General features: G+C 70.4%; 19 protein-coding genes. 4 read left to right on the top strand and 15 right to left on the bottom strand.

Going from position 1 to position 24063, the window contains the following annotated elements; translation table 11 throughout:
- Positions 1-96: 96 nt before the first annotated feature.
- From NQ707_RS01160 to typA, 5 genes are all read right to left on the bottom strand, one after another.
- A complete protein-coding gene (locus NQ707_RS01160) occupies positions 97-1377 on the bottom strand; it encodes a citrate synthase (RefSeq protein ID WP_055684468.1) in 1281 nt (426 codons plus the stop codon).
- Between the two features lie 289 nt (positions 1378-1666).
- Entirely contained in the window at positions 1667-2794 is a 1128-nt protein-coding gene (gene dapC / locus NQ707_RS01155) for a succinyldiaminopimelate transaminase (RefSeq protein WP_055684469.1), read from the bottom strand.
- A gap of 8 nt (positions 2795-2802) precedes the next feature.
- Positions 2803-3126, bottom strand: a complete 324-nt coding sequence (fdxA, locus tag NQ707_RS01150) for a ferredoxin (RefSeq protein WP_055684470.1) — start codon at positions 3124-3126, stop codon at positions 2803-2805.
- Positions 3127-3334: 208 nt separating this feature from the next.
- Positions 3335-4687: a PIG-L family deacetylase gene (locus tag NQ707_RS01145; RefSeq protein ID WP_055684471.1), complete on the bottom strand. Its 1353-nt coding sequence runs from the start codon at positions 4685-4687 to the stop codon at positions 3335-3337.
- 21 nt (positions 4688-4708) lie between these two features.
- On the bottom strand, positions 4709-6625 hold the full coding sequence (typA, locus tag NQ707_RS01140) for a translational GTPase TypA (RefSeq protein ID WP_055684472.1): 1917 nt from the start codon (positions 6623-6625) through the stop codon (positions 4709-4711).
- Positions 6626-6913: 288 nt separating this feature from the next.
- Here typA and NQ707_RS01135 point away from each other — a divergent pair, with 288 nt between their 5' ends.
- Positions 6914-7933, top strand: a complete 1020-nt coding sequence (locus NQ707_RS01135) for a hypothetical protein (RefSeq protein ID WP_404434254.1) — start codon at positions 6914-6916, stop codon at positions 7931-7933.
- 33 nt (positions 7934-7966) lie between these two features.
- Here the strand turns inward: NQ707_RS01135 and NQ707_RS01130 are convergent, their stop codons facing one another.
- Positions 7967-9874: an ABC transporter ATP-binding protein gene (locus NQ707_RS01130; RefSeq protein WP_100463094.1), complete on the bottom strand. Its 1908-nt coding sequence runs from the start codon at positions 9872-9874 to the stop codon at positions 7967-7969.
- A gap of 75 nt (positions 9875-9949) precedes the next feature.
- Between NQ707_RS01130 and NQ707_RS01125 the strand changes: the two genes are divergently transcribed.
- Positions 9950-10573, top strand: a complete 624-nt coding sequence (locus NQ707_RS01125; RefSeq protein ID WP_404434251.1) for a hypothetical protein — start codon at positions 9950-9952, stop codon at positions 10571-10573.
- A gap of 22 nt (positions 10574-10595) precedes the next feature.
- Here NQ707_RS01125 and NQ707_RS01120 read toward each other — a convergent pair whose 3' ends face one another.
- The 4 genes from NQ707_RS01120 to NQ707_RS01105 form a co-directional block, all read right to left on the bottom strand.
- Positions 10596-11726, bottom strand: coding sequence for an ABC transporter permease (locus tag NQ707_RS01120; protein ID WP_404434248.1), 1131 nt, complete (start codon positions 11724-11726; stop codon positions 10596-10598).
- A complete protein-coding gene (locus NQ707_RS01115) occupies positions 11723-13276 on the bottom strand; it encodes an ABC transporter permease (protein ID WP_100463096.1) in 1554 nt (517 codons plus the stop codon). Before NQ707_RS01115 ends, NQ707_RS01120 begins: the two co-directional genes overlap by 4 nt.
- A gap of 163 nt (positions 13277-13439) precedes the next feature.
- Complete coding sequence (locus NQ707_RS01110; RefSeq protein ID WP_404434245.1) at positions 13440-15176, bottom strand: ABC transporter family substrate-binding protein; 1737 nt, start codon at positions 15174-15176, stop codon at positions 13440-13442.
- A gap of 291 nt (positions 15177-15467) precedes the next feature.
- A complete protein-coding gene (locus NQ707_RS01105) occupies positions 15468-17294 on the bottom strand; it encodes a BCCT family transporter (protein ID WP_100463099.1) in 1827 nt (608 codons plus the stop codon).
- Between the two features lie 302 nt (positions 17295-17596).
- On the opposite strand from NQ707_RS01105, the gene pgi reads away from it, so the two are divergent.
- Both pgi and NQ707_RS01095 read left to right on the top strand, forming a co-directional pair.
- A complete protein-coding gene (gene pgi / locus NQ707_RS01100) occupies positions 17597-19273 on the top strand; it encodes a glucose-6-phosphate isomerase (RefSeq protein WP_061225076.1) in 1677 nt (558 codons plus the stop codon).
- Positions 19274-19392: 119 nt separating this feature from the next.
- Positions 19393-20007 carry a DUF805 domain-containing protein gene (locus NQ707_RS01095; RefSeq protein ID WP_058743725.1) on the top strand — a complete coding sequence of 205 codons (615 nt, stop codon included), beginning with the start codon at positions 19393-19395 and terminating at the stop codon, positions 20005-20007.
- 104 nt (positions 20008-20111) lie between these two features.
- Here the strand turns inward: NQ707_RS01095 and NQ707_RS01090 are convergent, their stop codons facing one another.
- The 5 genes from NQ707_RS01090 to NQ707_RS01070 all read right to left on the bottom strand — a co-directional run bounded on the left by NQ707_RS01090 (position 20112) and on the right by NQ707_RS01070 (position 24047).
- On the bottom strand, positions 20112-20801 hold the full coding sequence (locus tag NQ707_RS01090; RefSeq protein WP_404434238.1) for a pyroglutamyl-peptidase I: 690 nt from the start codon (positions 20799-20801) through the stop codon (positions 20112-20114).
- Positions 20802-20815: 14 nt separating this feature from the next.
- Complete coding sequence (locus NQ707_RS01085; RefSeq protein WP_358292911.1) at positions 20816-22825, bottom strand: alpha/beta fold hydrolase; 2010 nt, start codon at positions 22823-22825, stop codon at positions 20816-20818.
- A gap of 3 nt (positions 22826-22828) precedes the next feature.
- On the bottom strand, positions 22829-23254 hold the full coding sequence (locus tag NQ707_RS01080; protein ID WP_064724936.1) for an NUDIX domain-containing protein: 426 nt from the start codon (positions 23252-23254) through the stop codon (positions 22829-22831).
- A gap of 47 nt (positions 23255-23301) precedes the next feature.
- On the bottom strand, positions 23302-23595 hold the full coding sequence (locus tag NQ707_RS01075) for a hypothetical protein (protein ID WP_131797925.1): 294 nt from the start codon (positions 23593-23595) through the stop codon (positions 23302-23304).
- Between the two features lie 101 nt (positions 23596-23696).
- Positions 23697-24047 (bottom strand): DUF488 domain-containing protein, encoded by a 351-nt coding sequence (locus NQ707_RS01070; protein WP_404434232.1) that lies wholly within the window; start codon positions 24045-24047, stop codon positions 23697-23699.
- Positions 24048-24063: the final 16 nt, after the last annotated feature.

Here is a 24063-nt window from a genome sequence, read left to right as displayed (position 1 = left end):
CTCCGGGCAGACGACGACGCCGCGGCCCGCTCCCCTCTCATCGAGAGAGGGGAGCGGGCCGCGGCGTCGTCGTGCGGGCGGGGCGGAGGAACCGGGCTACTTGGCCGGGTACTCGCGGTGGGTGGGCCCGGTGTAGACCTGGCGCGGGCGGCCGATCTTGGTGGCCGGATCCTCGACCATCTCCCGCCACTGCGCGATCCAGCCGGGCAGGCGCCCGATCGCGAACAGCACGGTGAACATCTGCTCCGGGAAGCCCATCGCCTTGTAGATCAGGCCGGTGTAGAAATCCACGTTGGGGTAGAGCTTGCGCTCGACGAAGTAGTCATCGGCCAGCGCCTTCTCCTCCAGGCGCATCGCGATGTCCAGCAGCTCGTCGTCCCCGCCGATCTTGTGCAGGATCTTGTCCGCGGTGGACTTCACGATCCGGGCCCGGGGGTCGTAGTTCTTGTAGACGCGGTGCCCGAAGCCCATCAGGCGCACCCCGTCCTCCTTGTTCTTGACCTTCTCCATGTAGTCCTCGGGCTTGATGCCCTCGGACTGGATGCGGCGCAGCATGTTCAGCACGGCCTCGTTGGCCCCGCCGTGCTTGGGCCCGTACAGGGCGTTGATGCCGGCGGAGACGGAGGCGAACATGTTGGCGTCCGCGGAGCCGACCAGACGCACCGTGGAGGTGGAGCAGTTCTGCTCGTGGTCGGCGTGCAGGATGAACAGCTGGTCCAGGGCCTTGGCGATCTCCGGGTCGATCTCGTAGTCCTCGGCCGGCACCCCGAAGCACATCCGCAGGAAGTTCTCCGCGTAGTTCAGGTCGTTCTGCGGGTAGAGCATCGGCTCCCCGCGCTGCTTCTTGAACGCGTAGGCGGCCAGGGTCGGGACCTTGGAGAGCAGGCGGATGGTGGAGACCTCCACCTCGTGCTCGTCGTGGATGTCCAGGGAGTCCGGGTAGAAGGTGGACAGCGCGGAGACCGCGGAGGCCAGCACCGGCATGGGGTGGGCGGTGCGGGGGAAGCCGGAGAAGAAGATCTTCAGGTCCTCGTGGACCATGGTGTGGCGGCGGATGAGGGTGTCGAAGTCCTCGAGCTGCTCGGCGGTGGGCAGCTCCCCGTAGATCAGCAGGTAGGCGACCTCCACGAAGCTGGACTTCTCGGCGAGGTCCTCGATGGAGTAGCCGCGGTAGCGCAGGATGCCCTCATCGCCGTCGATGTAGGTGATCGCGGACTGGGTGTTGGCGGTGTTCATGAACCCGGGGTCGTAGGTCACGTGTCCCCCGGTGGCGCTGCGCAGCTTCGCGATGTCGAAGGCGGAGTTGCCTTCGGAGGGCTCCACCGCGGGGAACTCGACGCTGGAGTCCCCGATGGTGAGCGTGGCGTTGTCGGACATGATTCCTCCCGTGTGGTGGCGTGGCGTCCTCGCGCGCGTCATCGGCCCGGAATCCACCGGGGACGACGTCGATGCGGCGGCGGGCCCGCGCCGTCCTCGGCGTCGTACCCATCCCGGCACCCGCCCGCAGGCGTGCGCGAGGACACACTTCAACTCTCCCCCAGCCTACTCGGTCCGAGGTTCGGCTCACGAATCGGGGAGGGGCCCGCCACAGGCGCGGCCGACGTCGCGTCGGCGCCATCGGCGGCGCCTGCGGAGCGTCGGCGGGTCGAGGTCGGGTCAGGGCGCCTCAGCCGCGCAGGCGACGGGCCGCGGCGGCCACCCGCTCATCCGTGGCCGTCAGGGCGATGCGCACGTAGCCGCTCCCGGCCTCGCCGTAGAAGGTCCCGGAGCCGGGCACGATGCCCAGATCCGCCAGGCGCCCGATGGTCTCCCAGGTGTCCTCCCCCGCGGTGCACCACAGGTACAGCCCGGCCGCGGAGTCCTCCACGCGCAGCCCGAAGGCCTCCACCGCGGGCTTGAGCAGCTCGCGGCGGGCCCGGTAGCGGTCCTTCTGCTCGGCCACGTGCGCGTCATCGGTCAGCGCGGCGATCATGGCCGCCTGGATCGGGGCGGGCACGATCATCCCGGCGTGCTTGCGGGTGTTGATCAGGTTGGCCACCAGCTCCCGGTCCCCGGCGACGAAGGCCGCCCGGTATCCGGCGAGATTCGACTGCTTGGACAGGGAGTAGACGGACAGCAGCCCGGTATGGTCCCCGTCGGTGACCTGCGGGTCCAGCACCGAGGGCACGCGGGCCCCGCCCCGGGCCTCGTCCCAGGCCCCCCAGCCCAGCTCCGCGTAGCACTCGTCCGAGGCGACGACGGCGCCGATCCGCCGGGCCTGCTCGACGATGCGGCGCAGGGAGGCGGCGTCGCGCACCGCACCGGTGGGGTTGCCCGGGGAGTTGACCCACACCAGGCGCACACGGTCCCGCACCTGCGGATCCAGCTCCTCGAGGTCCTCCGCGGCCACGGCGCGCGCCCCGGCCAGGCGGGCCCCGATGTCGTAGGTCGGGTAGGCGACGCGGGGCCGCACGACGACGTCCTCGGGACCCAGGCCCAGCAGGGTTGGCAGCCAGGCCACCAGCTCCTTGGACCCCACGGTGGGCATCACCGCGGCCGGGTCCAGGCAGGTCACCCCGCGGCGTCGGGCGTACCAGGCGGCCACGGCCTCGCGCAGGGCCTGCGTACCCTGGGTCGTGGGGTAGCCGGGGGCGTCCGCGGCGGCGGCCAGGGCCTCACGCACCAGCTGCGGTGTGGGATCCACCGGGGTGCCGATGGACAGGTCCACCGTGCCGTCCGGGTGTTGCGCGGCGCGCTCCCGGTACGGGGCCATCTGGTTCCAGGGGTAGTCCGGCAGCTGCAGTCCGAGGCTCATGGGTGCGGCTACTCCTCGCCCTGCGGGGGCAGGGACTGGATGAACGGGTGGTCCGCCTCGATCTTGCCCATGCGCGCGGCCCCGCCCGGGGAGCCGATCTCATCGAAGAACTCGGCGTTGGCGGTGAGGTACTCCTCCCACTCCTCGGGCAGGTCATCCTCGTAGTAGATGGCCTCCACGGGGCACACGGGCTCGCAGGCGCCGCAGTCCACGCACTCGTCGGGGTGGATGTAGAGGGTGCGCTCCCCCTCGTAGATGCAGTCGACCGGGCACTCCTCCACGCAGGCCCGGTCCTTGACGTCGACACACGGCTGGGCGATCACATACGTCATGGGGACCCTTTCACTGTGCCCGCCGGGGTGATGCCTCCGACGGCGCGGCGGCGGCGCGCGATTTCCGCCTCAGGGGCGGAAAAGGCCCCGCCTTCTTCCTGGCTGATCAGTCTAGCCCGGCCAGTCTGGCACACCCAGGGCCGGGCCGGGGACTGTCGGCGGGATCACTGCGGCCGATGACGCCCGGTGACGGCAGGCGTCAGCGTCGTCAGCGCCGTCGGCGGCGCCCTCGCCCGGAGCGCCCGATGCCGCGCAGCACGGTGCGGTCCGCGACCACCACGCCCACGGCGGTGGCCAGCACCGTGCCCAGGGTCCAGATGATCCCGGCCACCCCGATCGGGGCCTCCAGGGTCGGGATGACCAGCCGGGAGTCGGAGCGGGCGAGGGTGAAGAAGCCGACGACGGCGAAGGCCGCGAGCCCGGGCACCAGGGTCATCCCCCGGCGTCGGGTGTATCCGGCGGTCCACACGGTCCCGGTGAACACGCCGAGCACGGCGAGGATCGCGCCCCACGGCAGATACCAGCCGTCGAAGTAGGCCACCGAGGCGTGCAGCATCGTGCCGAGGAAGCCCAGCAGCAGCCCCACCACGACCGCGGTGATCGCGGAGGAGATCGGACCCGCGGGCTCCTGCTCGGGATCCGCGGCGTCGGGACTGAGGGCATCCTCGCCACGGTCGCTGGTGCTGAGCGCGCCGGCGGGTCGGGCATCCGCCCGGGCGGCCAGCAGCCGGTAGGTCTCCACCGGGCTGATCGGCTGCACGACGTCGTTGGAGTAGCGGAAGGTGTGCCCGGGGTCCACCCGGATCTGGGTGGCGTGGGCGGCCATGGCCCGCTCCTTGGCGGGCAGGTCCCCGTGGATCACGGCCTGGCGGCGGGTGTCTCCCGCGTCGGCCTCGCCCTCCTCGCCCCAGACCAGGCGCGGCAGGGCGCCGTCGGGCAGCAGGGGCAGGGCCGCCATCACGGCCTCGTGGGTGCGCCGGTGGTCCGGGTGCCCGTAGCCGCCGTCGGCGTCGTAGGTCACCACGACCTCCGGGCGCAGCCGACGGATCTCGGCGGCCACCGCCTCGGCGGCCTGGGACAGCTCCGCGCGCATCAGGCAGTCGGGGGCCGCGTTCGGATCCGGGGCGGCGGTGCCGTCGGCGGCCCAGGACATCCCGGAGTCGCGGAAGGCCCCGCCCTTCGGGCGCTCGGCGAAGCGGTGCCCGGTGACCCCCAGGGCGTTCAGGGCGGCACTCAGCTCGGTCTCGCGCAGGGCCCCGAGGGCGTCCCCGGGATCCTGCGGGTCCCGGGTGCGCACATCCAGCTCGGCGTGCTCGGGGCCGATGACCTCGCCCATCTCCCCGCGGGACATGGTCAGCAGGTGCACGGCCGCGCCCTCCCGGGCCAGCCGGGCCATGGTGGCCCCGGTCGAGGAGGATTCGTCATCCGGGTGGGCGTGGACGAACAGCACCGTGGCCGCCGACGCCGCGAGGCCCTCCGGCAGGAGGGTCGTCACGGCGTCGGCGTCCCGGTGGGCGCCCTGCTGCGGATAGCGCGGGCGGGCGGCGTCGGCCTCGGTCATCGGCGTGGCGAGCCCGGGGCGCTAGTTCGCGCGGGTGCGGGCGCGGAACGCGCGCACGCGATCGTGGGAGTCGAGGATGACCTTGCGGATGCGGATGGCCTCCGGGGTGATCTCCACGCACTCGTCCTCGCGGGCGAACTCCAGGGACTCCTCCAGGGTCAGCTTCTTGGGCGGGGTGAGGTTCTCGAAGGTGTCCGCCGTGGAGGAGCGCATGTTGGTCAGCTTCTTCTCCTTGGTGATGTTCACCTCCATGTCATCGGCCCGGGAGTTCTCCCCGACGATCATGCCCTCGTAGACCTCGGAGGTCGGCTCCACGAAGAACGTGCCGCGCTCCTGCAGGTTGATCATCGCGTAGGGGGTGACCACCCCGGCGCGGTCGGCGATCAGGGAGCCGTTGGTGCGGTACTCGATGTCCCCGGCCCACGGCTCGTAGCCGTCGGCGTAGGAGGAGGAGATCCCGGCCCCGCGGGTCTCGGTGAGGAACTGGGTGCGGAAGCCGATCAGGCCGCGGGCCGGCACCCGGAACTCCATGCGCACCCAGCCGGTGCCGTTGTTAGTCATGGTCTCCATGCGGCCCTTGCGGGCGGCCATCAGCTGGGTCACCGCGCCCATGAACTCGTCCGGGACGTCGATGATCATGTACTCGATCGGCTCGTGGACCTTGCCGTCGATGGTCTTGGTGACCACCTGCGGCTTGCCCGCGGTCAGCTCGAAGCCCTCGCGGCGCATCTGCTCCACGAGAATCGCCAGGGCCAGCTCGCCGCGGCCCTGGACCTCCCAGGCGTCGGGGCGCTGGGTCGGCAGGACCTTGATCGAGACGTTGCCGATCAGCTCCTTGTCCAGCCGGTCCTTGACCTGCCGGGCGGTGACCTTGGCGCCCTTGACGCGCCCGGCCAGCGGGGAGGTGTTGATGCCGATGGTCATGGAGATCGCCGGATCGTCCACGGTGATCAGCGGCAGGGGCTTCGGGTTCTCCGGGTCGGTGAGGGTCTCGCCGATGGTGATGTCCTCGATCCCGGCCACCGCGACGATGTCGCCCGGCCCGGCCTCGTCGGCCGGCACCCGGTCCAGGGCCTGGGTCTTCAGCAGCTCGGAGATCCGCACATTCTTGATCTGCCCGTCCTGCCGGGCCCAGGCGACGGTCTGGCCCTTCCTCAGGGTGCCGTGGAAGATGCGCAGCAATGCGAGGCGGCCGAGGAACGGCGAGGAGTCCAGGTTGGTCACGTGGGCCTGCAGCACGCCGTCGGGGTCGTAGGTCGGGGCCGGGACGTGCTCCAGGATGGCCTGGAACAGCGGCTCGAGGTCCTCGTTCTCGGGCAGGGCGCCGTCGGCCGGCTGCTCCATCGAGGCGCGTCCGGCCTTGCCGGAGGCGTAGACGACGGGCACATCCAGCACCGCGTCCAGATCCAGGTCCGGGACCTCGTCAGCCAGGTCCGAGGCCAGGCCCAGCAGCAGGTCCATGGACTCGGAGACGACCTCGTCGATGCGGGCGTCGGGCCGGTCCACCTTGTTGACCACCAGGATCACGGGCAGCTTGGCCGCCAGGGCCTTGCGCAGCACGAAGCGGGTCTGCGGCAGCGGACCCTCGGAGGCGTCCACCAGCAGCACGACGCCGTCGACCATGGACAGGCCGCGCTCGACCTCGCCGCCGAAGTCGGCGTGGCCGGGAGTGTCGATGACGTTGATGGTCACCTTCTCGCCGTGGGAGGCCGGACCCGCGTAGGTCACGGTGGTGTTCTTGGCGAGGATGGTGATGCCCTTCTCCCGCTCCAGGTCACCGGAGTCCATGACGCGGTCCTCGACGTCGGCGTGGTCGGAGAAGGCGTGGGTCTGCTTGAGCATGGCGTCGACGATGGTCGTCTTGCCGTGGTCCACGTGGGCGACGATGGCGACGTTGCGCAGATCGGAGCGCGTGGCGGTGCTGGAGGTTTCTGACATACGGGGAGTGAGCCTTCGATCGAGGATGCGTGCGGGGCGGGCCCGCGCACGCGGACTGCCGTCCTATCATACGCCCGCGCGCAACCCCTCCCCTCCCGCCGCCGCATCCCCTCAACCTCACCTCCCCCTCCCACTCATTCCCCTTCCCCAGCGCCGAGTCATCGATCTCGACCGAAAATCGCCGAATTTCCGGTCGGAAGTGATGACTCGGCGCGCGGGGTGCGGGGGCTGTCCACAGGTGGAGGCTCGGGGGTGGCGGCCCGGCAGGGGGTCGGGGACAGTGTGGGCATGGCAGCGATCCCCTCCCCCGAGCCACCCCGGGCCGACGTCGACGCCCTGACTCGCGCCGAAGCCCGCCTGCGCGGCGTCCCGGAGGCGCTGCTGCGTCGGCGCTCGACGGTGCGCCGGGATCCGGGGATCTACGCCCCGCCCGGCCACGAGATCACCGCGTGGGACGTGGTCGCCGCTTTGGCCCGGGCCATCCCGGGATCCGCGATCAACGGGCTCAGCGCGGCCCGGCATCACGGCTTCCGATTGCCGCGGCACCTGCAGGAGGATGAGACCCCGCACCTGAACACCCCGCCGCTGCGCTCCCCCGTCCGACGCCGCGGCCTGCGCAGCACCCAGTACGCCTACGCCGCCTCGGATCTCACCCGCACCCCGGAGGGCCTGGCCGTCACGACGCCGGAGCGCACCCTCAACGAGATGAGCCTGCGCCTGGGCCATGAGGATCTGGTGGCCGCCGGGGACGGGATCCTGAACACCCACGCGGACGGGTACGACGCCGGCCGCCCGCCGCTGTGCACCCCGGAGGATCTGCGTCGGTACCTGCGGGCCCACCGGGGCGCGCGGGGCATCCGCGCCTTCGACCGGGCCGTGGCGAGGATGCGCCCGGGATCGGATTCCCGCCCGGAGACCTTCCTGCGCCTGGCCTGCGAGGATCACGGCATCGACGGACTGGTCCCGGGATTCTCCGTGCGCAACACCCGGGGGATGCTGCTCTTCCAGGCCGATCTCGCCCTGCCGAGGCTGCGGCTGAGCATCCAGTACGAAGGCGCCCACCACGACCGGCCCGAGCAGGTGCGCCGCGACGTCGAGCGGGCCCGGCGCACGGCCGAGGCCGGATGGGTCGAGGTGCGCATCACCGCCGCCGACCTGCGCGAGGCGGTGTGGTGCGCGGGATCGCGGATGCCGCGCGCCGTCGCCATCATCCTCCGCGCGATCCGCGACCACGACGACGCAGCCACCCCCAACGACGCCGAGTCATCGATCTCGACCGAAAATCGACGGATTTCCGGTCGGAAGTGACGACTCGGCGCGGGGAGCGGGGTGATGCGGGGGTCAGCTGACCTCGGCCAGCAGCTTGGCGCGCAGCTCGCGGCGCTCGCGCTGCTGATCCGGATCCGGCAGGGGCACCGCGGCCAGCAGGCGCTGGGTGTACGCCTCGCGGGGGTGGCGCAGGATCTGATCCCGCGGCCCCTGCTCCACGATCCTCCCGTGCTGCATCACGCAGATATGGTCCGCCAGGGCATCGATCACCGCGAGATCGTGGGTCACGAACAGGCAGGCGAAGCCCATCTGCTCCTGCAGCTCCTTGAACAGCTCCAGCACGCGCGCCTGCACGGACACGTCCAGGGCCGACGTCGGCTCGTCGGCCACCAGCAGCTTGGGCTTCAGGGACAGGGCGCGGGCGATGCCCACGCGCTGCTTCTGCCCACCCGAGAGCTCGTGCGGGTACCGGTTGCGGTAGGAGCGGGGCAGCTCCACCTGATCCAGCAGGGTCTCGATGCGGTGCTGCAGCTCAGCACCCTTGGCGACCCCGGCCAGGTACATCGGCTCGCCGATGGACTCGCCGATCGGCAGGCGCGGGTTCAGGGAGGAGGAGGGATCCTGGAAGACCATGCCGACGTCCTTGCGGACCTGGTTGATGACCCGGCGCCCGGCACCCTTCAGCTCCTGGCCGGCCACCACCAGCGACCCCTCGGCCACATCCAGCAGCCCCACGGAGGCCCGCCCGATCGTGGACTTACCGGAGCCGGACTCCCCCACCAGACCCACGACCTCCCCGGCGTGGATGCGCAGATTCGCGCCCTCCACCGCCCGGAAGGCCGGGACCCGGCCCTGCTTGGGGTACTCCAGGGCCACGTCCTTCAGCTCCAGGACGGTCTCGCCCTCGCGGGGCGGGGCCACCTGCTGCAGCTCCACGGTGGCCGGGCGGGTGCCCTCCGCCGCGTCGTCCAGGGCTGCGTTGACGTCGACCTCCTCGCCCTCGCCTTCGCCCAGGTGCAGCACGGCCGCCAGCAGGGCCTTGGTGTACTCGTGCTGGGGGTTGCCGAAGACCTCGTGGATCTCCCCGGTCTCCACGATCCGCCCGCGGCGCATCACCGCGACGCGATCGGCCAGGTCCGCGACGACGCCCATATCGTGGGTGATCAGGATGATCGCGGAACCCAGCTTCTTCTGCAGGTTGCGCATCAGGTCCAGGATCTCCGCCTGCACGGTCACATCCAGCGCGGTGGTCGGCTCATCGGCGATCAGCAGCTTGGGGTCGGTGGACAGGGACTGCGCGATCATCGCGCGCTGGCGCTGACCGCCGGAGAGCTGGTGCGGGAAGGAGTCGAAGGCCTTGACCGGGTCCGGCAACTCGACGAGCTGGAGCATCTCCAGGGCGCGCTCCTTGGCCTGGGCCGGGGAGATCTCCCGGTGCAGGCGCAGCGTCTCCACGATCTGGTCCCCCACCGTGTACACGGGGTTCAGCGCGGTCATCGGCTCCTGGAAGATCACGGCGACGTCGTCGCCGCGCACCTTCAGCAGCTCGCTGTTGGACTGCCCGATCAGCTCCTCGCCGTTGAGCTTCACGGAGCCGGTGACCTTCGCATTGGAGGGCAGCAGCCCGATCATGCCCATCGAGGAGACGGACTTGCCGGAGCCGGATTCCCCGACGATGGCGAGCACCTCTCCGGCGTCGACGTGGTAGCTGATGTCCGTGGCGGCCGGCACCCACTGGCGGTCGACGCCGAAGGCCACGGACAGGTCCTTCACCTCCAGGACGCGCCCGGTGGGGTTGCCGACGACGGGCTGGGACCCGGTCTTGGTGCGGCGCCACGGGATGGCTCCGGTGCGGGGTCCGGAGCGGCGGGCGGCCCGTTCGGCGGCGCGCCGCTCGGTGCGGGTGGCGGGCCGCTGGGCGGCGGCGTCCTGGGCGGAGTCCTCGGCGGGGGTTCCGCTGGGGGTGTTCTCGGTGGTCATGGGAGCTCTCTCCTACGGGTGGAGCCGACCGGCGCGGCGGTGGCCGGGGCGGGTCGGGTCTGGGACGATGTGGGCATGGCGACGAGATATCTGCGGGAGGAGGGGGCGACCCTGCGCTCCCGTCCCATGCTGGTCCTGGTGGTGCTGGTGGAGCTGGTGCTGGCGGGGCTGCTGATCAGCGTGACGGTGCACGACGGCGCCGCGGCCGGGCTGCGGGCCTTCGGGCCGTGCGCGTTCCTGGGCTACCTGATCTGGTGGTTCCTGGCCTGGCCGTGCGTGCGGCTGAGCCAGGAGGAGATCACCGTGGTCAACCCGGTGCGCACGCACCGACTGGGCTACTCGGACCTGATCGACGTGCAGACCCGGTACGGGCTGCGCCTGGTGACCCGGCACCGGCGCATCCAGGCAGTAGGCGCACCCGCCGGCGGGGCGGCCACCGCGGTGTGGGGGCAGCGCACCGCCCACATGCCGGATGATCCGCACCTGGGCTTCCGCGGCGAGGGCGCGAGCCTCATGCCCAGCGACCTGCGCTCCACCGCCTCCGGCCGGGCCGCGGAGGTCATCCGCGGCCACTGGCAGGAGCAGGTGGAGGCGGGGACCCTGCGGGAGGAGGCGGAGCCGGTCAGCACCGCCAACACCACCCAGCTGGTGATCCTGGCGGTGCTCGCCGCGGCGGCCGCGGCGGGCCTGCTGCTGTGAACGCATCGACGCTCTCCGGTGCCTAGGCGTTCTTGCCCGGTCCGACGTCGCGCACCGGCTGCTCGCTCTGCAGATCCACGTCCACGCGCCCGTCCGGGTCCAGCCCGTTCTCCGCGGAGTGGGCGGTCACGGTCTTGGCCCGACGCGGGTTGAACTTCTTCTGCCGCGGATCGAAGGCATCGCGCAGGCCATCGCCGATGAAGTTGATGCACAGGCAGATCACGACGATGAACAGGCCCGGGTACCAGAACAGCCAGGAGCGGGTCGCGAAGGCGGACTCGTTGGCGCTGATCAGGGAGCCCAGGGACACGTCCGGGGACTGCACGCCGTACCCGATGTAGGACAGCGAGGTCTCGATGAGGATCGCCGAGGCCATCAGCAGGGTCACATTCACGATGATCACCCCAACCGCGTTGGGCAGGATGTGCTTGAAGATGATCCGCGGGGCGGAGGCCCCGGCCAGGCGGGCGGCGTCGACGAACTCCCGCTCGCGCAGGGAGAGGAACTCCCCGCGCACCAGGCGGGCCAGGCCCGTCCAGGCCGCCAGGCCGATCAGCAGCGCCAGCGCGGTGATCCGCTGCGGGCCCTGCGGCAGGTGGCTGATGACCATCTGCCCGAGGACCGCGGTGAGCACCAGCAGCGGGATGATGATGACGATGTCGGTCAGACGCATCAGCACGGCCTCGACCCAGCCGCGGAAGTACCCGGAGACGCCGCCGATGACGACGCCGATCACCCCGGCGACCAGGCCGACGATGACCATCACGAACAGCGAGGTCTGCGTTCCGCGCATGACCATGGCGAACAGGTCGCGCCCGGTGGTGTCCTGCCCGAAGGGGTGCTCACCGAGATGGAAGAGCCCGATGGTGGGCTTGCCGCCGTTGGTGACGGGCATCATCTCGGAGTAGTCGTACTTCCACCAGCCGGGGATCGGGCCGAAGCCGATCGAGGAGTACGCCAGGACGATGATCAGGAACAGGATCACCAGGGAGGCGATGGCCCCGCTGTTGCCCATGAAGCGCTTGCGGACGATCTGGCCCTGGCTGAGCCCCTTGGTCTCCGCGTCGGGCTGGACCTTCTCCAGGCGCATCTCGCGGGTCTCGGTGGTCGGCTCCTTCGGCTCCGGAGCCTGCGATGCTTTCGTGGCGCTCATGCTTTCACCCTCACGCGCGGGTCGAGGACCGAGTAGAGCAGGTCCGCGACGAGATTGAAGACCATGGCGGTGATGCCGGTGATCAGGAAGAAGCCCATGATCGGGTAGATGTCCAGCTGGCCCAGGGAGTCGTTGAACAGGTTCCCCATGCCCGAGAAGCCGAACACCTTCTCCGTGATGACCGCGCCGCCGATGATGCCGCCGATGTCGAAGGCCACGAGGGTGGCCAGCGGGATCAGCGCGTTGCGGAAGGCGTGCTTGACCACCACGGAGCGCTCCGAGACGCCCTTAGCCCGGGCGGTGCGGATGTAGTCCTGGGACATGATCTCCAGCATCGAGGCTCGGGAGTACCGGGAGTAGGAGGCCAGGGCCAGCAGGGTCAGGGCGATGGTCGGCAGGATGAGGTGGGTGTAGCTGTCGATCCCGGTGATCCAGAAGTCCCCGGACATGCCGGGGGTCGCTGAGTTGGCGGTGGCGATGGGACGCCCGGAGATCCGGCCGTCGCGCATGTAGGTGGGCCAGGACTGCATGAACCGGTCCAGCACGGTCAGGCCGGCGACGATGAACGCGGTCCACATGGCCACCTTGATGGACTGGCCGAGGTCGTAGGTCTTGCGCAGCCGTCCGACGACCCAGCCGATCCCGGCGCCGATCAGCAGGGTGAGGATGCCCAGCAGGAGCATCATCAGCCACGTCGCGCGGTCCAGCAGCGGCTGGATCGGGAAGTAGAGAGCCAGGCCGACGACGACCGAGGCGATCCCGGCGTACAGGGCCGTGCGGTTGCGCAGCCCGGCCAGGAGGAAGGTGAAGGCCACCGCCGTGAGCACCCCGAGGATCGCGATCAGCGGCAGGCCCAGGGAGGGGCGGGCGAACCAGCGGGTCACGCTGAGGAAGATGAGGATCGCGAAGGTCAGCGCGAAGCCGAAGAGCCCCAGCAGGACCCGGGTGCGCATCCTGCCGTAGGAGGCGAGGAACCAGATGATCCCGGCGACGAGCCCCACGACCGCTGCGCTGACCACCCCGATCGTGGGATTGCGCAGGAAGTTGTTGAAGCCGATGGCCCCGTACTGCTTGAGCAGCACCGCGATCCAGAAGGAGGGCAGGGAGTAGCAGACGAAGGCGAGGAAGGTGATGCCGTAGTCCAGGGTGGAGTACTGCCGCAGCGCGGCGACCACGCCGAGGGCCACGCCGATGATGATCGCCAGGATCGTGGAGGCGGTGATCAGGGTCAGGGTCTGCGCGATCGCGCCCTTGAGGGCATCGGTCACGGCCTGGCCCTGGAAGGTGGTGCCCAGGTCGCAGGTGGTGCCCAGCGGGTTGAGGCAGCCCAGGGCCCCGCCGAGCCACATGAAGTAGCGCGGGATCAGGGGAACGTCCAGATGCAGGGCTTTCTCGCGGGCGAGCATCTGGGACTGAGCGGTGGGCGAGGGGTTCTCGCGGAACTCCTGGAGGGGGTCACCGGCGTAGGTGACCAGAACGTAGACGAGGAACGTGGCGGCGAACAGGATCAGTACCGCGGCCACGAGCCTTCGGACGGTGTACATCAGCATGGCGGCATCCGTGGGGTGGGAGGGAAGCGGGCATCGCAAGCGCGATGGCGGGCGTCAGCGGCGGCTTCTCGCCGGTGACGCCCGCCCGGTGCGGCCGGGCTCCCTGGGGTGCCGGCCGGTTCGTCACGTGCTCGCGACGGTGCGAGGTGGGTTCAGGACGGGATCAGTTTTTGATGTCCCACTTCTCGACGTTCCACCACACCTGGGTGCTTCCGGGGTTGAAGGTCACGTTCTCCACGTTGTCCTTCACTCCCACGACGCCGGCCTGCTGGAACAGGGGGAGGCCGTAGGAATCATCGAACAGATCCTTGTCGATGCCGATGGCGAGGTCCTTGACCTTGTCGTCGTCCCCGACGGTGGTGCGGATCTCGTCAGCCTTCTTGTTGACGTCCTCGTTGTCGTAGCCGTTGTAGTTGCCCCCGCCGCCCGCGGCGAAGATCTGCCCGAAGGAGGAGTGGCCCACACCCGAGGAGGTCCAGCCGAACAGGGAGGCATCGTAGTCACCGCCCGGCAGCTTCTTCGACCAGTCCGCGGCTCCGAGGTCCTCCACGTTGAACCCCGCCTTCTTGGCGGATTCCTGGATCATCTGGAAGACGTCCGCGCGGGCCTTGTTGCCGGAGTTGTACAGCAGGCGCACGGTCGGGGTCTTGCCGCCGAGCAGCTCCTTGGCCTGGTTGATGTTGGCGTCCATGTCATCCGAGGGGTACTCGCTGGAGTCGTTCTTCTCCACCGCGTCCTTGTACTCGTCCTGGGAGTTCACGTAGACCTGGGAGTCCAGGACCTCGGCATCGGAGTTCATCGGCTTCATCAGCTTGTCCACGATGGACTGCCGCGGGATGGTCAGCAGGAAGGCCTTGCGGGTGTTCTCGTCCTTGAACACCTCGGAGTTGAAGTTCAGGTCCACGTGATCGTAGAGGAGCTGGTCGCCGGTGAGGGTCTTGACTCCGTCGGCGTCCTTGAGCTGCTGGATCGTGTCCACGTTCGCCTGCGGGGAGATGACCTGCACCTCGCCGTTGTTCAGGGCCTGGAGCTGGCCGTTGGCGTCGCCGATCGAGCGCATCGTGATCTCGTCGATCTTGGGGGCGTCCCCGGTGTACTTGTCGTTCTTCTCCAGGGTCACGGACTGGTTCTCGACGATGTCCTTGATCTTGTAGGGGCCGCTGGCGACCAGCAGGTCCTTGTCATCGGGCATCTTGGTGGTGTCGAAGCCGGTGTTCCAGGCATCCGCGATCTTGGACAGCTGCTCGTTCTTCTCCCCCGGCTTGGCGGAGGTCAGGGTGTTCACGAGGTCGTCCTCGCTCATCCCGGCCTTCTTGGCCACGACGTGGGCGGGCAGGCCGACGTCGAAGGCGGTCTCCCAGTCGATGTACGGCTTGGAGTAGGTCAGGGTCATGGTGCGTCCGTCATCACTGAACTCCGGCATGTCGGTCAGACCCAGGCCCTCGCTGTCCCCGGCGTAGTCGAAGAACTGCTCGCCGTCGTCGCCCTCGCCGTTGAAGTGCCCGGACTGGGAGGCCCAGGCCAGCAGCAGATCGCCCTTGTCGATCTTGTTGCCGTCGGACCACTGCTGGTCCTCGTTGACCGTGTACTTGACCTTCAGGGGGTTGTCGGAGATCTTCTCGAAGCTGCCGAAGTCGTCGTTGTGCTTGACCTCGAGCTGGTCCGTGATCGAGTAGAAGCCGTTGTGGGTGGCCGTGGCGATCTTTTTGTTGATGTCCGAGTTGCCGGCCGAGGAATCGGTGTTCAGGGACGAGAAGGTGTTCAGCTCGGCCACCGAGATGGACTTGGTGGAGCCGCTGTCCCCGTCGTCGCCGCCGTTGTCGGTCGATGCGCAGGCGGAGAGGGCGAGGGCGGAGACCGCCGCGACGCCGAGGGCCTTGGAAATGCGGGAGAAGCGCATTTCGCCTCCTAGAGGGGTCGTACGAAGTGACTCGTGGTGGGTGTGCCGCACCCGCCGTCGGCGGTCCATCCCGTGGCTCAGCGGTGGCCGATGCCATGTGAAGGGCAACACATATGTGAGTATCGTAAACCAACTTCGTTGCCGGCGTGTAACCGGCGACGTTCGCATGTCGCCTCGGCGTCATCCGACGTCCCCGGCGACGCCGAAGGGCCCGCCGGCGCCCTCCCCCGCTGGGGTGGGCGACGGCGGACCCTTCGGACTCACCGGCGGATCAGGCGCGTCGGGGTCGGATCAGGAGTCCGATCCCTGCTCACGCTGCTGACGGCGACGCCGGGTCCGCTCCCCCGGGCGCGCCACCTGGGTGCGCCGGGCGAAGGTGGAGGTCCAGTCGTGATCCACGGAGGGATCGTCGGGGCTGGCCGCCACCGTCGCGTTGCGCTCGCCCAGCTGCTCCTCCAGCTGCGCGAGGTTCTCCACCATGCGCCCGTTCACGGTCTCCGAGATCTCCTCGGTGAGCTCCTGGCGCACCTGACGCCGCTGGGCGCGCACGTACAGGTTGTGCTCCTCGCTCAGCGACTTGAACAGGGAGATGCACATCAGGCAGATCACCACGGAGAACGGCAGGGCCGTGAGGATGGAGACCGTCTGGATGGCGTTCAGCGAATCCGTGCCGCCCGCCCACAGCAGGGCGGTGGCGGTGCCGCCGGCCACGAACACCCAGAACACCCGCACCCAGGTCTTGGGGTTGGGTGAACCGGAGGAGGAGATCATGCCCAGCACCAGCGCACCGGAGTCCGCCGAGGTCACGAAGAACACGATGATCAGGATCACGCAGCCGATGATCAGGGCGGTGGAGGCCGGCAGGTCCTGGAGCATGGTGAACAGCACCGAGTCGCTGGACAGGTCGGCCAGGCCGCCCTCGCCGAACAGCTCCTGGTGCAGGGCGGTCCCGCCCATCACGGCGAACCAGAAGAAGGACATCGCGGCCGGCACCAGCAGCACCGCGAAGACGAACTCGCGCACGGTGCGCCCGCGGGAGACGCGGGCGATGAACATGCCCACGAAGGCGGACCAGGAGATCCACCAGCCCCAGTAGAACGTGGTCCAGGCGCCGACGAAGTCCTCGCCCGCCTGCCCGTCCAGGGCGAAGGTGGAGAAGGTCATCTGGATGACGTTCTGCAGGTACGCGCCGATGGACTGGACGAACTCGCGCAGCAGGAAGATGGTGGGGCCCATGATCAGCACGAACAGCACGATCACGGCGGCCAGGATGAGGTTGCCGTTGGACAGCCACTTCATGCCCTTCTCCAGGCCGGTGACCACGGAGAACAGGGTCACGGCGGAGAGCACCACGATGATGAGGGTGTAGCCCCAGTTGCTGGTCAGGTCCACGTGCAGGAAGCCCATGCCGGAGGCGATCTGCATGACGCCCAGGCCCATGGAGGTGGCCACGCCGAACAGCACGCCCACCAGGGCCACGACGTCGATGACGTCACCCCACACGCCGTTGATGCGCTTGCCCAGCAGCGGCTTCAGGGCGAAGCGGATGGACAGGGGCATCTTCTTCCGGTGCGCGGCGTAGGCGATGGCCATGCCGACGATCACGTAGATGGCCCACGGGTGCAGGCCCCAGTGCAGGAAGGAGTAGGACATGCCCGCCTGGGCCACCTGCTCCCGGGTGCCGGTGACCTCGGGGGCCGGGTCCAGGTAGTGCGCCAACGGCTCGGAGGCGCCGTAGAACACCAGGCCGATGCCCATGCCGGCGGCGAACAGGAAGGCCAGCCAGGTCATGAAGGAGTAGTCCGGGGTGGAATCATCCGGGCCGAGCTTGATGTCGCCCAGCCGGGAGAAGCCCAGGTACAGCGCGAAGATCACGAACACGGCGACGATGGCGGTGTAGTACCAGCCGAAGTAGCCGATGACGTCGGTCTGCAGGGCGGAGAAGACCTCGTTGGCCTGCTCGGGGAACGCCAGGGTGATGCCGATGAACAGGGCCATGAGCACGGCCGCCGGGATGAACACGCGCTTGTCGATGTTGCCGCGCTTCATCTTCTCGGCCAGCCGGTCGGGCACGTCGCCCACGCTCAGGTCGGGTTTGCGGGTGAGGAAATTAGCCATGGAGCACCTGTATTCGCACCTCGAGGTTCAGGATCGATGGAGGATGGACTGCCGCACCCGCCCCGCGGGGCGCGCGAGCGCCCCTCGCGGACGCAGACGGCGCGCCGATGCCCTGCGGGCACGGGCGACGACCGCCCGATACGCGGGTGGGTACCGAACTACGGTAGCCAACCATCAGCAGGCTTCCAAACGTCCGCCGGAAAGGGTGAGCAAACTCGCCCCGCTCCCGCGCCTCGCCCGAGACACGTCATATCCGGCACCGGATCCGTGCGTCGGGGCCTCCGCGGGAGGACAATGGCCCCATGAGCGATAACCTTCCCGACATCACCCAGTCCTCCGCCTGGCAGGCCCTGGCCGAGCACCACCGCGAGCTGACCCCGGACCTGCGGGGCTGGTTCGCCGAGGATCCCGAGCGCGCCGAGAAGCTCACCGTCACCGCCGGGGACCTCTACGCGGACCTGTCCAAGAACCTCATCACCGAGCGGACCCGGGACCTGCTGCTCCAGCTGGCCCGCACCGCCGACGTCGAGGGCCGGCGCGATGCCATGTTCTCCGGTGAGCACATCAACGTCACCGAGGACCGCGCGGTGCTGCACACCGCGCTGCGGCGCCCCGAGGGCGCCTCCCCCGCCCTGGAGGTGGACGGGCAGAACGTGGACGAGGACGTGCACGCGGTGCTCGCCCGCATCTATGACTTCGCGGACCGGGTGCGCTCCGGGGAGTGGACCGGGATCAGCGGCAAGCGCATCGAGACCGTGGTGAACATCGGCATCGGCGGCTCGGACCTGGGCCCGGTCATGGTCTACGAGGCCCTGAAGCCCCTGGCCCAGGATGGCCTGTCCGCCCGCTTCATCTCCAACATCGACCCGACCGACGCCGCGGAGACCGTGGCGGACCTGGACCCGGAGACCACGCTGTTCATCGTGGCCTCCAAGACCTTCGGCACCCTGGAGACCCTGACCAACGCCCGGGTGTGCCGCACCTGGCTGCTGGAGCGCCTGCGCGAGTCCGGCGCCCTTGACGGCCAGGACGACGCCGCGGCGGTCGCCAAGCACTTCGTGGCCGTGTCCACCGCCCTGGACAAGGTGGAGGCCTTCGGCATCGACCCCGCCAACGCCTTCGGCTTCTGGAGCTGGGTGGGCGGGCGCTACTCCGTGGACTCCGCGATCGGCACCATCCTGGCCGTGGTGCTGGGTCCGGACGTCTTCGAGGAGCTGCTGGCCGGCTTCCACACGATGGACGAGCACTTCCGCACCGCAGCACCCGAGGCCAACCTGCCGCTGCTGATGGGCCTGATCAACGTCTGGTACGTCAACTTCTGCGGCGCGGACTCCCACGCGGTGCTGCCCTATGACCAGCACCTGCACCGCTTCCCCGCCTACCTGCAGCAGCTGACCATGGAGTCCAACGGCAAGTCCGTGCGCTGGGACGGCTCCCCGGTGACCACCGAGACCGGGGAGATCTTCTGGGGCGAGCCCGGCACCAACGGCCAGCACGCCTTCTACCAGCTGATCCACCAGGGCACCCGCCTGATCCCCGCGGACTTCCTGGCCTTCGCCGAGCCCGCGCACCCCACCCGCGACGGCGACGCCGACGTGCACGAGGTGTTCCTGGCGAACTTCTTCGCTCAGACCAAGGCCCTGGCCTTCGGCAAGACCGCCGAGGAGGTGCGCGCCGAGGGCACCGAGGAGTCCGTGGTGTCGGCCCGGGTGTTCTCCGGCAACCGCCCGACCACCTCGATCATGGCCCCGAAGCTGACCCCGTCCGTGCTGGGCCAGCTGATCGCCCTGTACGAGCACATCACCTTCGTGGAGGGCACCATCTGGGGCATCGACTCCTTCGACCAGTGGGGCGTGGAGCTGGGCAAGCAGCTGGCTCAGCAGCTCACCCCGGCCGTGGCCGGAGACCGGGAGGTCCTGGCCGAACAGGACGCCTCCACCCGCGGGCTGATCGACTACTATCTGAACCACCGCAAGTAATCCCGGTCACCCCCGGTGGACGACGGCGGCCGGTCTCGCAGCAGCGCGGGACCGGCCGCCGGCGTCTGCCGGAGGAGGCGCAGAGAAGGCCCCGCGACCACGAGCACCGAGGACCCACCATGACCGAGAACCCCCAGCACGGCCGCCCCTCTCCTGATGCCCGGCAGCCGTCCGCACCCTCCGGCGCCCCCGCGCCATCCCCGCAGCAGGGGGCCTACCAGACGGCCCCCGCCGGATACGGCGGCCCCCAAGTCCAGGGCGCAGGTCCCCGCCCCGGGGTCGGCATGGGCCGGGCCCTAAAGAACTGGTGGGGCTACAAGTTCCAGGGGCACGGCCGGGCCTCGCGCTCCGAGTACTGGTGGGTGGCCCTGGCCCTCGCCCTCCTCAGCGCGGTGCTGCTGATCCTCATGATGGTCATCACCTCCGCGACCGCGGAGCAGATCACCAGCTACAGCCAGCACAGCCAGTACGGCTACTACTCCGGGACCGACGTCCGGCTCAGCGGCGTCGGCATCGCCACGACGCTGATCACCACCGTGATCCTGCTGGTGCTCGGCCTGCTGACCATCCCCCTGCAGGTGCGCCGTCTGCACGATGCGAACATGAGCGGCGGCTTCTGGTTCCTCAGCCTGGTCCCCTTCTTCGGTGGGATCATCCTGCTGGTCCTGATGTGCCTGCCGTCGAATCCGCAGGGGCAGCGCTTCGACACCCCGGAGGACATCGGCCGGCCCTAGCAGCAGCCGTCCCCCCCCCCCCGGCCGGCCGCCTGCCGCGTCCACGCCGAGGCCGCCCGCCCCCGGAAGCGCGTCTTCCGGGTGCGGGCGGCCTCGTCGTATCCTCAGTCCTCCAGCAGGCTGCCTACGGCCAGGCGCACCCCGTGGTCGATCCGATCCTGGGGCATCTGGCGGGTGTCCGGGACGTGCAGGAAGCCGGCCCGGGACACGGCCAGCCGCTCGGCGCGGGCCAGGGCCTCGAACATCACGCGGTTGCACACATAGGTTCCGGCCGTCTCCGAGATCCGGGCGGGCAGGCCCACCTCCTGCCAGGTGCGGAGGATCCGCCGGATCGGCAGGGAGGAGAACAGGGCCGCGGGCGCGGCCGGGTCGATCCACTCATCCCGCGGCTGCGCCCCGGTGTTGTCCGGGATGCGCGCATCGGCGCAGTTGAGGGCGACCCGCTCCACGCACAGCTGCTCCCGCCCCACGGCCACCCCGAGGCACACCACCGTCTCCGGGCGGACTTCCCGGATCGCCTCGACGAGGGCCCGCGGTGCCGCCCGGTACTCCACCGGCAGGATCCGGGCGCGCACCCGCGGCAGGGCCTCCGCCGCGGCCAGGGCCGCACTGCGGCTGGGGTTCTCGCTCAGCCCGCCGAAGGGCTCGAAGCCGGTGACCAGCACGGTCCCGCCGCCATCGCGCTCCGGTCCCCCGGCGGGACCGAACCGGTGCGGGCACGAGTGCCCGTCGGCCTCCGCTGCGGCGGGCTCGCTCGTGTCATCGGCTCGGCTCGCGTCGTCGGCTCCGCTCATCCCACGAGCCGTACTCATCCGAGCAGCTCCGGGCGCACCCATTCCGCCCCGCGCACGTGGCGGTCCGCGAAGGCCAGCACGGTCTGGTACCACAGCCGGGAGTTGCCGGGCTTGAGCACCCAGTGGTTCTCATCCGGGAAGTACAGGAAGCGGTGCCCCAGCCCGGGGTCGGTGCGTCGGCGCAGGTCGGCCCACAGCAGGTGCGCCTGGGAGACGGGCACCCGGTAGTCCAGGTCCCCGTGGATGACCAGCATCGGCACCTGGATCCGATCGACGCAGCGGCTCGGGTCGTTCTCGGGCCCCTGGGCGCCGTCGCGATCGAACAGCCACTCCTGCCACACGCCGTTGTCCGTGGTCCGGGCCATCACGTCGGTGTCCCACAGGGAGGCGTGGGTGACGATGCACCGGAACCGGGTCCCGGTGTGCCCGGCCAGCCAGTTGGCCATGTACCCGCCGTAGGAGCCGCCCAGAGCCGCGGTGCGCTCGGCGTCGACGTCCTCCCGTTCCTGCGCCGCATCGGTCAGGGCCAGGACGTCGCGGTAGGGCTGCCCGCCTAGGGCGTCCGTGCCGCGGTCGATCATGTCCTGGCCGTAGCCGGTGGACAGCGCCGGATCCGGCAGCAGCATCGCGTAGCCCGCGGCCACGAAGGGCCAGGGGTTCCACCGCCAGGTCCAGGAGTTCCACGAGCCCCAGGGGCCGCCGTGCACGAAGACCAGCAGCGGATGCGGCCCCTGCCCCTGCGGCAGGGCCAGCCAGGCCCGGATCGTCGCGCCGTCGTCGGCCCGGGTGCTCACCTCCTCCAGGCGCCCGACGCCGCGGGTCACCGGGGCCGCTGCCGGCAGGGCGGTGACCTCGGCAGGTCCCTCCTCCGGCACGTCCAGGGCCACGGCCTCGGCCGAATGGTCCACGGCGTCGCGCAGGGCCGCCAGGCGTCCCGGCCCGGTCACGGTCAGCGCGGAGAAGTGCGCCTGCTCCTCGGTCAGCCGCCGGGCGCAGGGCTGCCCCACGCGCGTGGCCCATACCGCCCCGCGCCCGCGATCATCCGAGGTGAACACGAGGGTCTGCTCGTCCAGCCAGAGCGGGTTCTCGGGCCAGCGGTCCAGCTGCGGGGCCACCGGGGTGCGCTCGCCCGTGTCCAGCTCCAGGACCTCGGCCGAGACCTTCAGGGACTGCCCCGGCAGGGACTCCCGGTACCGCAGCAGCACCAGCCGGGACCCGTCCGGGCTGAACGGGCCCGGGGCGAAGGAGGTGGATTCCGCCTCGGTCTCGGCCTCCGGGTCCGCGGGCAGCGCCAGCGGGCGCGGGGCGGATTCGTGCTCCAGGTCCACCAGCCACACCCCGGTGCGCACGTGGATGCCGCGGCGCACCGCGGACACGGCCACCGCGGCGGTGCGGCCCTGCGGGTCGGGTTCGAAATCCTCGAGGCGGCCCTCGGGCATCCGGATCCTCCGCGCCGCGTACTCGGGGGCGTCGGCGGTGAACAGGGCGGGCTCGCCCGGGCCCAGGTCGTGGTCCCAGGAGCGCACCGGGAAGGACTCGTGCAGCACCCCGGAGACCTTCTGCTTCCGACGGCGGGCGCTGAGCTCGTCGTGGGCGCCCTCATCCGGCGCCGAGGGCAGCACCGGGGCGGAGAACACGAGACGACCGCCCCGCACCCGCAGCTTCCCGATGCCGCCGGCGCGGCGCAGCACCGGTCGGGCCTCCCCGCGCGGGGGCAGGGCCCACAGGGTCTGCTGGGAATCGTCCTCGGCGGCCTCGTCCTCGCGCTCCAGGCTCAGCCACGCGGTGCCGTCCTCGCCGACCTCGTGCAGGCGTGCCCGGGCGCCTGGCTGGGTCAGCGCCTGCGGCAGGTCCTCGGCGGGGACTCCCGGTGCGGCCAGCAGGTGCACCGCGGTGCGCCAGGAGGCGCCGTCGGGATCCAGGGACTGCACGGTGGCCAGCACGGTGCCGTGGCGGTTGGCGTCCAGCCCGGTCAGGCGGTCCGCGGCGAACAGGTCATCCAGGGAGGTGATCGGCTGGGTCATGGCTCACACTCTAGTTCCGGGCAGCCCCGGCAGGACGCAGTCGCGGGTCAGCGGCGCCACGTCCGGGCGGGTCATCGCCTCCTGCGGGCTCAGCCACAGCAGCTCCTCGATCTCCGCGTGCGGCTTCAGCCGGGCGAGCTGACCGACGTGCCGGGTGGATTCGGTCCAGGCGAAGACCTCCCCGATCAGCCGGTGTCCAGCCTCGTTGGCCGCGGCGGTCTCATAGCGACCCAGCGGGGCGAGCTCACCGAGCGGGATCCTCAGCCCCAGCTCCTCGCGGATCTCGCGGGCCGCGGTGGCCTCCGGTGCCTCGTCCCGCTCCGGTTTGCCGCCCGGGAGCATGAACGCGGCGGTCCCGCGCTTGCGCACGGACAGGAAGCGGCCGTCGCGGTCGGTGATCAGCACGGCGGAGACGGTGATGGTCGGCATGGGCTCCACCCTAGTCATCCGACTCCGCTCCGGGAGGCCCTGCGGCGTCAATCCCGGGGGCGCCCGGTCGAGGCCGCGGAGGACTCCGTGGTGGTGGTGGTGGTGGTGGCGGTGGTGACGACGCTGTAGTTGGCCTGCTTCACGTGGGCCTGGCTCGCCTCGGCGGGACTGAGCGCGCCGACCCCGCCCACGGCGAGCAGGGCGATGGCCCCGACGCCGCTCAGGCGGCGCAGCAGCGAGGTCCGCCGCCGGCCGGTGGTGATCCGGGTCTTCGAGGCGCCGAAGTCGGGCTCCTCGCGGCGGGTGGTCGAAACGGGGGTGGTGGATGCGGTGGTGTTCATGTCCTCCACGATCCTCAGGAAGGCTGTGCTCGGGCTGTGCCGCGGTGCTCCGCTTCCCTGTGCGTCCCCGCCCGCCCCGGAGCGGCGGCGAGGAGGCAGGCTCAGCGCCGGTGGCGGCAGAAGTCCCGCAGCACCACGGCCTGGTTGTGCTCCTCATCCTTCGCGGCGTAGACGAAGGTGACCGTCTCCTCTTCGGGCAGCCCGTCCAGGGCGGCCTGCTGCTCCGTCCCGCGCAGCTCCTCCCGGTAGCGGCGGGAGAACTCCTCGAAGCGCTCGGGGTCGTGCCCGAACCACTCGCGCAGCTCGGTGGAGGGCGCCAGGTCCTTGGCCCACTGGCGCAGCCGCGCGGCGTCCTTGGCGATCCCGCGCGGCCAGATCCGGTCCACCAGGACCCGGGCGCCGTCGCTCTGACTCGGCTCGTCGTAGGTCCTCTTGATGCGATAGCTCGTCATACCTCCACGCTAGGCC

The organism is Rothia sp. BD8, assembly GCF_044878465.1.
GTDB classification, from domain to species: Bacteria; Actinomycetota; Actinomycetes; order Actinomycetales; family Micrococcaceae; genus Rothia; species Rothia kristinae.
The sequence above is the reverse complement of the archived record's forward strand: the minus strand, read 5'-3'. Positions and strand labels throughout refer to the sequence as shown.